Genomic DNA, 12,471 nt, shown 5'->3' on the forward strand with positions numbered 1-12,471 from the left:
TACGGATCACATGCATCACACGGATCACATGCATCACACGGATCACATGCATCACACGGATCACATGCATCACACGGATTGCACGGATCGCACGGACTACACGGATCACTCGGATTACACGGCGACTGAGGGCGGATGTCATGCGGCTGAGTACCACGATCTTTCTGACCGACCGGACCATCACCCCCGTACGGCTGGCCCGGGAGCTGGAGCAGCGCGGGTTCGGCGGGCTGTATCTGCCCGAGCACACGCACATCCCGGCCGAGCGGACCACCCCGTACCCGATGGGCGGTGAACTGCCCGCCGAGTACGGCAGGACGCTCGACCCGTTCGTCGCCCTGGGGCAGGCCGCGGCGGTGACGGAGACCCTGACCCTGGGCACGGGCATCACGCTCATCGCCCAGCACGACCCGATCGACCTGGCCAAGCAGATCGCGACCCTGGACCTGCTCTCGGGGAGCCGCTTCACGTTGGGCGTGGGCTTCGGCTGGAACAGGGAGGAGGCCGCCGACCACGGGGTCGAGTGGACGCGCCGCCGTGAGATGGGCCGGGACCGGATGGCGCTGATGCGGGCGCTCTGGGCAGCTGAACCGACGGCGTACGAAGGGGAGTTCGGGTCGGTCCGGGCTAGCCTGGTCCATCCGAAACCGCGGGGCGGCAGCGTCCGCACACTGATCGGCGGGGCCGCCGGGCCGAAGCTTTTCGACCACATCGCGGAGTACGCGGACGGCTGGCTGCCCATCGGCGGCGGGGGGCTCACGGAGTCCATGCCGGTGCTGCGCCGGGTGTGGGAGGACGCGGGCCGCGAACCGGCGGAGCTCCAGGTCGTCCCGTACGCCGTACTCCCGAACCCCGGGAAGCTGGCGCACTACGCGGAGCTGGGGGTCGAGGAGGTGGTGCTGCAACTGCCCTCCGCCGAGGAGGACGCGGTGCTGAAGGTGCTGGACGAGTACGCGCCGTACCTGGTCTGAGCGTCCCTTCTGTGGGCGGGGCGGGGCGGGGCGCCCGTTCCCGGTGTGGGACGAGGCGCCCGTGCCCTGTGCGGGGGCACGGGTGTGGGTGCGGCCACGGTTTCGGGTGCGGCCACGGTTTCGGGTGCGGCCACGGTTTCGACGTGCGGCGACCGGCGGCCGGGCGGAAGCTGGTGGGTGTGCTCCAGGAACCCAAGTACAGCGGCCGGGCGGTGCTGGTCATCGACGCCCATGTCCTGCCGGTGACAGCCACGCTCGCCTTCTCCGCCCACGGCTGCTCGGGCGTCCTGCGTACGCAGGTCGTGTCCGATGCCGATCTGGACTTCCCGCAGAAGCCCGTACCTCTCACCCTCCTGCAGGAGCCGAAGGGCGAGGTCTGGGGCACGGTCTCGATGTGCCGCCGGACGCCCGAGGGGGCCGTGTCGATGAAGTTCAGGGGCGTCGACGGCTGACCTGCCCGGGGGCGGCGCCGTGGGCGGGGCGTCCAGAGCCACGCGCCCGAACCTGGTCCGGTCAGTCCGGTCCAGTCCGGTCCAGCCGGCCCGGTCCGGGCCGGAGAGAACCGGCACCCGACCTTCGTCGCCGATGACGGTGAAGCTGCGCCAGTGGCCGGGGGCGCAGTGACTTCGAAGATCATTCCGCATCGAATAGGTGCGCGGTTGGGGCCGGCCGGGTCGGATGGAGGTGCGGTGACCCCTCCGCGCCGCCGGGTCGGGCGTGTACGCTGACCGCAAAAACCGATCACTGAACGTTTTTGGGGCCGGCCCTTACGGTGCCGGTCCCGGCTGAAAGGATCACCGTGACCGCGCTCTCGCCCCAGCCGGGCTTCCCGCTTCCGGACGGCTTCCTCATGGGTGCCTCGACATCGGCGCACCAGATCGAGGGGAACAACGTCTCCAGCGACTGGTGGAACCTGGAGCACCGCCCCGGCACCTTCGTCGCCCAGCCCAGCGGGGACGCGGCGGACAGCTTCCACCGCTGGCCCCAGGACATGGACCTGCTGCGCGAACTCGGCTTCAACTCCTACCGGTTCGGCATCGAGTGGGCGCGCGTCGAACCGCAGCGGGGCTGTGTGTCCAGGGCCGCCCTTGAGCACTACCGCAGCATGGTCCGGGGGGCGCGCGACCGGGGGCTCGAACCCGTGGTGACCCTCCATCACTTCACCTCGCCCCAGTGGTTCAGCGACCTCGGCGGCTGGCGGGCCCCCGAAGCGCCCGGTCTCTTCGCCGCGTACGCCCGGACGGTGGCCGAGATCCTCGACGGCGTCCGGTATGTGGCGACGATCAACGAGCCGAACATCCTGGCCGTGATGCAGACCATCCGGCAACTGGCCGCCGAGCACGGCTGGGAGAGCATCGACCACGGCAGGAAACGCGACCGGCCGGTCGGGGCCGCGGCCATCGATCCCGCCACCGTCGATCCCGACGAGGGTGTGGTCCGGGCGCTCGTCGAAGCCCACCGGGCCGCCTCCGCCGCGCTGAAGTCCGCCGACCCCGGGCTGAAGGTCGGCTGGACCGTCGCCAACCAGGCGTACCAGGCGGAACCGGGCGCTCTGGAGGCCATGACCGCGCACGCGTGGCTGCGCGAGGACATCTTCCTGGAGGCCGCCCGGCAGGACGACTGGATCGGGGTGCAGGCGTACACCCGCCATCGCTTCGGGGCCGGTGGCCCGCTGCCGGTGCCCGAAGGCGCCGAGACCACCCTGACCGGCTGGGAGTACTACCCGCAGGCCCTGGGCGAGGCGGTGCGGCACACCGTCGGTGTCGTCGGCCCGGACGTGCCGATCCTGGTCACCGAGAACGGCATCGCGACCGCCGATGACGAGCGGCGTATCGCTTACACATCGGCCGCGCTTGCGAGCCTCGCGGACGCCATGCGGGAGGGCGCCGACGTGCGGGGGTATCTGCACTGGAGCGCTCTGGACAACTACGAATGGGGCACGTACGGCCCCACCTTCGGGCTGATCGCGGTCGACCGGGAGACGTTCGCCCGCACCCCCAAGGGGTCGGCCTCCTGGCTGGGCGGCCTCGCACAGGCCGGGCGCGTCCCCGACGGGCGGTCACTGTCCGGGGCCCGCTCCACAGCTGCGCGCTAGGGTGGCGGCCATGGCGAAACGGGGCCCCTACGAGAAGGGCGAGGCGAAGCGAGCCGAGATTCTGCAGGCCGCTCTGGAGATCTTCGCGGCTGAGGGGTATCGCGGCACTTCCCTGCGGAAAGTCGCGGCCAAGTGCAATCTGAGCCTGCCGGGGCTCATGCACTACTTCGACTCCAAGGAGGACATGCTGACCCGGGTCCTGGAAGCGAGGGACGAGGCGGCGCGTATCAAGCAGATCGAGCGCGGTGGTTCCTTCAGCGCCCGGGAGATCATGCGGGACGGTGCCAGGACGCCGGGCCTCGTCGAGCTGTTCGTGTCCATGGCCGCGGCGGCCGGCGACCCCTCCCATCCGGCACACGCCCACTTCAGCGAGCGCTACCCGGTCATGCGTGAGCGTCTTGCCGCGTACCTGCGGGAGCGCATGGAGGACGGCGGGATCAGTGACGCCATCCCGGCCGACCGGCTGGCCGTGCTCTTCATCGCGCTGGCCGACGGCATCCAGCTCCAGTGGCTCACCGACCGGTCCATCGACATGAGCCAGCCCTTCAATGACCTGATGCGCCTGCTGGAGAGCGGCTCCGGGAGCTGACGGCCGTCTGTGTACGGGGCGCCGTACGCGTGTACGTGGCGGCGCCTTGCGTGTACGTGGTGGTGTCCGTGCGCGGTGAATTCGTCTGTGTGCGTGGTGGTGTCCGTGCGCGGTGAATTCGTCTGCGTGCGTGGCGGTGCCCGTGCGCGTGAACTCGTAGGTGTACTTGGTGCTGTCCGTGTACGTAGCGGTGCCGCGGCAGCCGGATCGGGTCGGTGGCAGCGGCGGATTCTGCCTCCCGCCTCTTGACGGCCAGAAACCGATCACCGTACGTTTTTCGTGCTCGGGCGGTGGGCGGCGCCGGATGCCCCGCTGACGCCCGCCTCCGGGCCTTCAACCCCGCGCCCCTCAGCCCCGAGCCCCTCGACTCAGCGCCCCTCGACTCAGCGCCCCGCAACCCCGCGCCCTCCAACTCCGCGCCCTTTCAACTCCGCCGCGTCGGGCGGACAGCCGGACGGGAATCCAGTCTCATGCTGAATTTCATCGCTCGCAGGATCGCGGCGGGAGCCGTGCTCCTGCTCGTCATCTCCTTTCTGGCCTATCTCCTGCTGTCGGTCCCGCACATCGACGTGGGACGCCAACTGCTCGGCGAGAGCGCCCCCCAGAAAGCGGTCGATGCCAGGAACACCGCCCTGGGCCTGGACCGGCCGGTCCTCCAGCAGTACGGCGAGTGGCTGTCCCACGCCGTGCGCGGTGACCTCGGCACCTCCTGGTTCACGGGCGAGGACGTCGGCGATGCGGTCGCCGGCCGGCTGCCCGTCACACTCAGCCTGGTCATCGGCGTCACGTTCGTGACCGCTTCGGTCTCGTTCCTGCTCGGTGTGTGGGCCGGGGTGCGGCGCGGTGCCGTCGACCGGATCGTGCAGATCATCGGCGTCGCGGGGTACGCCCTGCCCGGCTTTCTGGTGACCCTGGTCCTCGTACTGGTCTTCGCCGTGCACCTGGACTGGTTCCCCGCCATCGGCTACACGCCGTTCACGGAGTCCCCCGGCGGCTGGCTGTCCACCGTCACCCTGCCTGTACTGTCCCTGTCGGTCGCCTCCGTCGCGGGCGTCTCGCAGCAGGTGCGCGGCGCCGTCATCGACGTGATGCGGCAGGACTACATCCGTACCCTGCGCACCCGTGGCCTGACGACCCGGCGGATCGTGTTCAAGCACGTCCTGCGCAACGCCTCCGCGCCCGCCCTGTCCGTCCTCGGTATGCAGTTCGTCGGCCTGCTCGGCGGCGCCGTCCTGGTCGAGCAGATCTTCGGCCTGCCCGGTATCGGCAGCATGACCGTCGCCTACACCACGCGCGGCGACATCCCCGTGATCATGGCGCTGGTCATGCTCACCGTCGTCGGCGTCGTCCTGATCAACCTCGCCGTCGACGTCCTCATCGGCTGGCTCAATCCGAAGGCGAGGATCGCATGAGCGAGAACCTCCCGACGACCGCAGCTCCCGGCCCCGGCCCCGGTGCCGCTCCGCCGGCGGAGCCTGCGGCCCGCGGCGGCACCGTCCGCCGGGTGCTGCGCAACCCACTCGGCGCCCTGTCCGCGCTGGTCCTCGTGCTGCTGGTCGCCGCGGTCGTCCTGGCCCCGCTGATCGCGCCGCAGGCCGCCGACGCCTCGGCGCTGGGCGACGCGTTCGCGCACCCCAGCGGCGCGCATCCGCTGGGCATGGACTCCGCGGGCCGCGACATCCTCTCGCGCATCCTCTACGGCGGCCGGAACACCCTCGGCGGTGCGCTGCTGGCCCTCGCGGTCGCCCTCGTCCTGGGCGTGCCCAGCGGTCTGTTCGCCGGGTACTACGGCGGCAGGTTCGACGCCGCCGCCGCTTGGGCCGTCAACCTCGTGATGGCCCTGCCGGCCATGGTGGTGCTGCTGGCGTCCCGGGCCATCCTCGGCCCCAGGGTGTGGGTGCTGATGGTGGTGCTCGGCATCCTCGTCGCCCCCAGCTTCTTCCGGCTGGTACGCGGCATCGTGGCCAACATCCGCGGAGAGCTGTACGTCGACGCGGCCAAGGTCTCCGGGCTGTCCGACGCCCGGATCGTCGCCCGCCACGTCCTCATCGTCGTACGCGGCCCGGTCATCATCCAGGTGTCCCTGGTCGCCGGTATCGCCATCGCCCTCCAGGCGGGCCTCGAATTCCTCGGTGTCGGCAGCGGCTCCACCGCCACCTGGGGCGCCATGCTCAACGAGGGGTTCCAGAACATCCAGCGCGCGCCCCGCCTCATGCTGTGGCCCGGACTGGCCCTCGGCCTCACCAACGCCGCGCTCGTCCTGCTGGCCGCAGCCATCCGCGACGCCCTGGAGGACCGCACCCCGGGCGCCCCGGCCCGCCGCCGCCCCCGCCGTTCCCACCGATCCGTTCCGTCCCCGGCCCCCGCCGCACCGCGTACCGCCACAGCACCCGCTACCGCATCACCCCTCAGCGCACCGATTGCCGCCGCCCCGGAGCGGGCCTCGCTGCTCTCGGTACGTGATGTGGCCATCGCCTACGCCCTGCCCGACGGCACCGAGAAACACGTCGTGCACGGCGTGGACCTCGACGTCCACCCCGGCGAGATCGTGGGGCTCGTCGGCGAATCCGGCTCCGGCAAGTCCCAGACCGCGTTCGCCATGCTCGGCACCCTGCCCGACGGCGGCCGGATCACCGGCGGCAGCATCACCGTCGACGGGCAGGAGGTCGTCGGCCTGCCCGAACGCGACCACCGCTCCCTGCGCGGCACCACCCTCGCGTACGTACCGCAGGAACCCATGAGCAACCTCGACCCCGCCTTCACCATCGGCAGCCAGCTCGCCGAGCCCCTGCGCCTCCACCTCGGCCTCTCCCGCGGGCAGGCCGCCCAACGGGCGCTGGAACTGCTGCGTCTGGTCGAGATCCCGGACCCGGAGCGGATGCTGCGGCGCTACCCGCACGAGATCTCCGGCGGTATGGCCCAGCGTGCTCTCATCGCGGGCGCGATGTCCTGCGACCCCCGGATCCTCATCGCCGACGAGCCCACCACCGCTCTCGACGTCCGCGTCCAGGCCGAGGTACTGGATCTGCTCCGCCGCCTCCAGCGCGAACGCGGCCTGGGCGTCCTGCTGGTCACGCACAACCTCGGTGTCGTGGCCGACCTGTGCGACCGGGTCGTGGTGATGAACGGCGGACGCGTCGTGGAGACCGGTTCCACCGAGCAGATCCTCAGCGAGCCCGAGAGCCCCTATACCCGCACCCTGCTGGACGCCGTACTCGACGACACCCCCGCCCGCCCCGCCTGGCAGCCACAGCCCCGCACAGCAAGGACCGTCATCGCATGAGCGCCCAGCAGCAGACCGGCGGCAGCACCCGGAGCCAGGAGCCCGCCGGGGAGGCTCTGCTCGCGGTCGACGACCTCCGCGTCAGCTTCCCCGGCAAGGGCCGGCGCATCCCCGCGACCGACGTACTCAGAGGTGTCAGCCTGACCGTCCGGCCGGGGGAGACCCTCGGCCTGGTCGGTGAGTCGGGCTCCGGAAAGTCCACGATCGGGCGGGCCGTACTCGGCCTCGTCCCCGTCACCTCCGGCACCGTCACCTTCGGCGGTGAGCGCATCGACCACCTGGGCAGGGCCCGGCGCCGCGCCCTGGGCCGTGACCTCCAGGTCATCTTCCAGGACCCCTACACCTCGCTGAACCCCGCACGGACCATCGGCGACGCCCTCGCCGAACCGCTCATCGCCCAGGGCACGGACGCACGCGCATCCCGGGAGCGGATCACCGCCCTGCTCCGGCGCGTCCAGCTGCCCGCGGACGCCGCAGCCCGGCTGCCCCGCGAATTCTCCGGAGGCCAGCGCCAACGCATCGCCATCGCCAGGGCGTTGGCGCTCAGCCCCCGGCTGATCATCTGTGACGAGCCGGTCTCCGCCCTCGATCTGACCACCCAGCGCACCGTCCTCGATCTGCTCCTGGAGATCCAGGAGACGACCGGTGTCGCCTATCTGTTCATCTCCCACGACCTGTCCGTGGTCCGTTCCATGAGCCACCGGGTCGCGGTCATCCACCGCGGCGAGATCGTCGAGACCGGGGACGCCGCCACGGTCACCACCCGGCCCGGTCACGCCTACACCCGCACGCTGCTGCTCGCCTCGCCGGTCGCGAACGTCGCAGGGCAGCGGCAACGCCGTGAAGCCGCCCGCCGGGCAGCGCTCGCACGGACCCCCACGCGTGAACGCTGAATCCCCCTCGTACGTCTGCCCCCCAACAGGCAAGGAGCAGCCATGCCGGTCCAGCGGCCGAACTTCGTCTTCTTCATCCCGGACCAGCTACGGGCCGACGCCGTGGGGGCGTTCGGCAACCCGCATGTGCGCACGCCCCACCTGGACGCGCTCGCCGCGCGCGGCACGCGCTTCGACAACGCCTATGTGCAGCACCCCGTCTGCTCACCCAGCCGCGCCTCCTTCCTGACCGGCTGGTACCCGCACACCGCAGGCCACCGCACCCTCACCCACCTCATCAGGCCCGACGAGCCCAACCTCCTGCGCACCCTCAAGGAGAGCGGCTACCACGTCGTCTGGCCCGGACTGCGCGGCGACACCTTCGCCCCCGGCGTCACGGAACTCAGCGTCGACGCCCACGGTTTCGGCGTCCGGCCGACGGTGCTGCCCGAGCTTCCGCACATCGAGAGCTGGCCCGGCGGCGAGGAGTGGGCGCGCCTCTACTACCGGGGCCGCCGCCCCGCCGACGAGACCCGTGTCGACTCCGACGAGGCCACCATCCGTACCGCCCTGCGCTGGCTTGAGGAGCCGCCGGACCAGCCCTGGGCCCTCTTCGTCCCGCTGATCGCCCCGCACTGCCCGTTCGAGGCCGACGACCCCTGGTTCTCGCTGTACGAACGGGATTCGCTGCCGCTGCCCGTTCCGGCCGCGGACGATCCGGCCCGGGAACCGGCGTACATGCGGGCGATCCGCGAGCGCTTCGGCATCACGGACACCTCCCCGGAGATGTGGCGGGAGATCACCGCCACCTACTACGCCATGATCTCCCGCATGGACGACCAACTCGGGCGTCTCATGAGCGCCGTCGACGCGACCGGACAGCGCTCCCGCACCGTCACCCTCTTCTTCGCCGACCACGGTGAGTACCTCGGTGACCACGGGCTGATCGAGAAATGGCCCTCCGCCATGCACTCCTGCATCACCCGCGACCCGCTGGTCATCTCCGGGGGCGGACTGCCCGGGGGGCAGCACACCGATGCCATGGTCGAGCTCCTCGACATCGTCCCCACTGTGCTGGAGCTCGCCGCCGCCGACGCACCCCACCGCCACTTCGGCCGCAGCCTGCTGCCCGTCATCGCCGACCCCGGGACCCCGCACCGCGAGTACGCGTTCACCGAAGGGGGGTTCTCCAGGGACGAGGAGCCCCGGTTCGAGCGGGCGGGATTCCCCTACGACCTCAAGGCCGCACTCCAGCACGAACAGCCCGAGCTGGTCGGCCGCGCCATCGCCGTCCGCGACCGGGAGTGGACCTATGTGTGGCGCCTGTACGAGCAGCCCGAGCTGTACCGCCGCGCCGACGACCCGGACGAGCGGGTCAACCTCGCGGGCCAGGCGGTCCACGCCGCCGTGGAGCACCGTATGCAGCAGGCGATGCTGCACTGGCTCGCGGACACATCGGACGTCATCCCCGCTGACGAGGACCCCCGCTACCCCGCTGTCGATCTGTCGGTACCGGCCGGACGCCCCGGCCCCGACGGGGGCGTGGAGCGCGCCTCGCAGTACCTGGAGGAGGTCTTCGCCCACCTGAGGCGGGCCATGGGGCGCTGAGGCCCCGGTGCCCGCAGCGGGCACGCCCTTCGGCTGCACCCACAGCGGGCACGCCCTTCGGCCCAGGGCACATCCACCGGCCGCGGGAACCGTCCGGGGTCTGCGCATGACCCGTCCCGCGGGACCCCCGCCCGGCGTGCTGGAACGCTGGAGGAGGAGCACCCTGGAGATATGAAAGTGCCGGTCATCATCTACCCGCCGGACCCCTCCGGCGGCCGGCCCGTGCGGTCCGGTACGGAGACCCTGGGGCTCCCCCACCCCCGGGTGGACGGGGTCGATAAGCTGGACCCATCCGGGCTCGAAGGCGTCGACGAGCTGGAGCTCGCGACGACCTCGCTTCTCGAATGGCACGGCGGCGGCCCCGACGTGTGGCCGACGCCGGGGTGACCCGCAGACAGGGTGAAAACGTCCTCGTATGCTCGGTCCATGACTGATCCGCAGCCCGCAGCCCCCACCGCAAATGCCATGCGCCGCGCGCTCAGGCGGGCCAGGGACGGTGTGGCCCTCGACACCGCCGAAGCTGCCGTACTCCTCCAGGCGCGCGGCGACGACCTGCGCGACCTCGCCGCTTCGGCGGGGCGCGTGCGGGACGCAGGACTGGAAGCGGCCGGGCGGCCGGGAGTCATCACGTACTCCCGCAAGGTGTTCATCCCGCTGACCCGGCTCTGCAGGGACAAGTGCCACTACTGCACGTTCGTCACCGTGCCCGGCAAGCTCAGGCGGGCCGGACACGGTATGTACCTCTCGCCCGACGAGATCCTGGAGATCGCCCGGCAGGGCGCCGAACTCGGCTGCAAGGAAGCGCTCTTCACACTCGGCGACCGCCCCGAGGAGCGCTGGCCCGAGGCGCGCGAGTGGCTGGAGGCCGAGGGGTACGACGACACCCTTGCCTATGTGCGCGCCATGGCCGTCCGGGTCCTGGAGGAGACCGGACTGCTGCCGCACCTCAACCCCGGCGTGATGTCCTGGACCGACCTCCAGCGGCTCAAGCCCGTCGCCCCTTCGATGGGCATGATGCTGGAGACCACCGCGACCCGGCTGTGGAGCGAGCCGGGCGGCCCGCACCACGGCTCGCCCGACAAGGAGCCCGCCGTTCGGCTGCGCGTCCTGGAGGACGCCGGACGTTCCAATGTGCCCTTCACCACCGGGGTGTTGATCGGGATCGGCGAGTCGTACGAGGAGCGCGCCGACGCCTTCTTCGAGCTGCGCAGGACCGCCCGCTCCTACCACGGCATCCAGGAAGTCATCGTCCAGAACTTCCGGGCCAAGCCCGACACGGCGATGCGCGCGATGCCGGACGCCGAGCTGGAGGAGCTGGCCGCCGCCATCGCGGTCGCCCGGCACCTCCTCGGCCCGTCCGCCCGCATCCAGGCCCCGCCGAACCTGGTGGACGCCGAGTACGCGCTGCTCATCGACGCCGGGATCGACGACTGGGGCGGGGTGTCCCCGCTGACGCCCGACCACGTCAACCCCGAGCGCCCCTGGCCGCACATCGACGAGCTGGCGGAGCGGACCGAGGCCGCGGGCTTCCAACTCCGTGAACGGCTCACCATCTACCCGGAGTTCATCCGGCGCGGCGAGCCCTGGCTCGATCCCCGGCTGGTGCCGCACGTGCGGGCGCTCGCCGACCCGGAGACCGGTCTCGCCCGCGAGGGCGTCAAGCCGTCCGGGCTGCCCTGGCAGGAGCCCGACGAGGGGTTCACCGCCACCGGCCGCACCGATCTGCACACCACCATCGACACCGAGGGCCGCACGTCCGACCGCCGGGACGACTTCGACGAGGTGTACGGGGACTGGGACGCCCTGCGCGAGCAGGCGGCCCCCGGCATGGTGCCGTCCCGGATCGACACCGACGTCAAACAGGCCCTCGACCAGGCCGCCGCCGACCCGACGCGGCTCACCGACGACGAGGCGCTCGCCCTGCTCCACGCGGACGGCCCGGCGCTCGACGCGCTCACCCGGATCGCGGACGAGTTGCGGCGGGACGTGGTCGGCGACGACGTCACGTACATCGTCACCAGGAACATCAACTTCACCAACGTCTGCTACACCGGCTGCCGCTTCTGCGCCTTCGCCCAGCGGCGCACGGACGCCGACGCGTACACGCTCTCGCTCGACCAGGTCGCCGACCGGGCCGCCCAGGCGTGGGACGTCGGCGCGGTCGAGGTCTGCATGCAGGGCGGTATCCACCCGGACCTGCCCGGCACGGCGTACTTCGACATCGCGCGCGCCGTCCGCGAGCGCGTCCCCGGCATGCACGTCCACGCCTTCTCGCCGATGGAGGTGGTGAACGGCGCGACCCGCACCGGCCTCTCCATCCGCGAGTGGCTCACCGCCGCGAAGGAGGCAGGACTCGGCTCGATCCCCGGTACGGCGGCGGAGATCCTGGACGACGAGGTGCGCTGGGTCCTCACCAAGGGCAAGCTCCCCACGGCGACCTGGATCGAGGTCATCACGACCGCCCACGAACTGGGCATCCGCTCCTCGTCCACGATGATGTACGGCCATGTCGACCAGCCCCGGCACTGGCTCGGCCACTTCCGCACCCTGGCGGAGATCCAGCAGACCGCGCTGGCCAAGGGCGTCGAGGGCTTCACCGAGTTCGTGACGCTGCCCTTCATCCACACCAACGCCCCGGTGTATCTGGCCGGTATCGCCCGCCCGGGGCCGACCACCCGCGACAACCGCGCGGTCACCGCGATGGCCCGGCTGCTGCTCCACCCGTACATCCCCAACATCCAGACCAGCTGGGTGAAGCTGGGCGCCGAGGGCGCGGCGGAGATGCTGCGCTCCGGGGCGAACGACCTGGGCGGCACGCTGATGGAGGAGACCATCTCCCGTATGGCGGGCTCCGGTTACGGCTCGTACCGCTCGGTCCAGGACCTCATCGCCATCGCCGACCTGGTGGGCCGCCCGGCCCGCGCCCGGAACACGCTGTACGGGCCGGTGCCCGATGAGCGGATGCGGGCGGCCCGGTCGTCGGACGGGCATCTGCCGGAGCTGCTGCCGGTGCTGGACTGAGCCTGCCCGCTGGGTGGTCGGTGGTGAAGGGA

Annotated in this window: 10 protein-coding genes; all 10 read left to right on the forward strand. The window is 71.4% G+C overall.

Annotation, left to right across the window (positions count from 1 at the left end):
* The first annotated feature begins 140 nt into the window (after positions 1-140).
* The 10 genes from ACFXBC_RS03150 (at position 141) to ACFXBC_RS03195 (ending at position 12,439) form a co-directional block, all read left to right on the forward strand.
* Entirely contained in the window at positions 141-971 is an 831-nt protein-coding gene (locus tag ACFXBC_RS03150) for an LLM class F420-dependent oxidoreductase (protein WP_385018049.1), read from the forward strand.
* A gap of 143 nt (positions 972-1,114) precedes the next feature.
* Positions 1,115-1,423 (forward strand): hypothetical protein, encoded by a 309-nt coding sequence (locus ACFXBC_RS03155; RefSeq protein WP_385018051.1) that lies wholly within the window; start codon positions 1,115-1,117, stop codon positions 1,421-1,423.
* Positions 1,424-1,821: 398 nt separating this feature from the next.
* A complete protein-coding gene (locus ACFXBC_RS03160; protein ID WP_385018131.1) occupies positions 1,822-3,066 on the forward strand; it encodes a glycoside hydrolase family 1 protein in 1,245 nt (414 codons plus the stop codon).
* A 10-nt stretch (positions 3,067-3,076) separates the two neighbouring features.
* Positions 3,077-3,655 (forward strand): TetR/AcrR family transcriptional regulator, encoded by a 579-nt coding sequence (locus ACFXBC_RS03165; protein WP_385018053.1) that lies wholly within the window; start codon positions 3,077-3,079, stop codon positions 3,653-3,655.
* Between the two features lie 470 nt (positions 3,656-4,125).
* Positions 4,126-5,067 carry an ABC transporter permease gene (locus tag ACFXBC_RS03170; RefSeq protein WP_385018055.1) on the forward strand — a complete coding sequence of 314 codons (942 nt, stop codon included), beginning with the start codon at positions 4,126-4,128 and terminating at the stop codon, positions 5,065-5,067.
* A complete protein-coding gene (locus ACFXBC_RS03175) occupies positions 5,064-6,938 on the forward strand; it encodes a dipeptide/oligopeptide/nickel ABC transporter permease/ATP-binding protein (RefSeq protein WP_385018057.1) in 1,875 nt (624 codons plus the stop codon). Before ACFXBC_RS03170 ends, ACFXBC_RS03175 begins: the two co-directional genes overlap by 4 nt.
* Complete coding sequence (locus ACFXBC_RS03180) at positions 6,935-7,831, forward strand: ABC transporter ATP-binding protein (protein WP_385018059.1); 897 nt, start codon at positions 6,935-6,937, stop codon at positions 7,829-7,831. The genes ACFXBC_RS03175 and ACFXBC_RS03180 overlap by 4 nt, the downstream gene beginning before the upstream one ends.
* Positions 7,832-7,873: 42 nt before the next feature.
* Positions 7,874-9,418, forward strand: coding sequence for a sulfatase-like hydrolase/transferase (locus ACFXBC_RS03185; RefSeq protein ID WP_385018061.1), 1,545 nt, complete (start codon positions 7,874-7,876; stop codon positions 9,416-9,418).
* Positions 9,419-9,589: 171 nt separating this feature from the next.
* Positions 9,590-9,805, forward strand: a complete 216-nt coding sequence (locus ACFXBC_RS03190; protein ID WP_385018063.1) for a hypothetical protein — start codon at positions 9,590-9,592, stop codon at positions 9,803-9,805.
* A 39-nt stretch (positions 9,806-9,844) separates the two neighbouring features.
* Positions 9,845-12,439 carry a bifunctional FO biosynthesis protein CofGH gene (locus ACFXBC_RS03195; RefSeq protein ID WP_385018065.1) on the forward strand — a complete coding sequence of 865 codons (2,595 nt, stop codon included), beginning with the start codon at positions 9,845-9,847 and terminating at the stop codon, positions 12,437-12,439.
* Positions 12,440-12,471 lie beyond the last annotated feature (32 nt).

Source organism: Streptomyces sp. NPDC059398 (assembly GCF_042751845.1).
Taxonomy (GTDB): Bacteria; Actinomycetota; Actinomycetes; order Streptomycetales; family Streptomycetaceae; genus Streptomyces.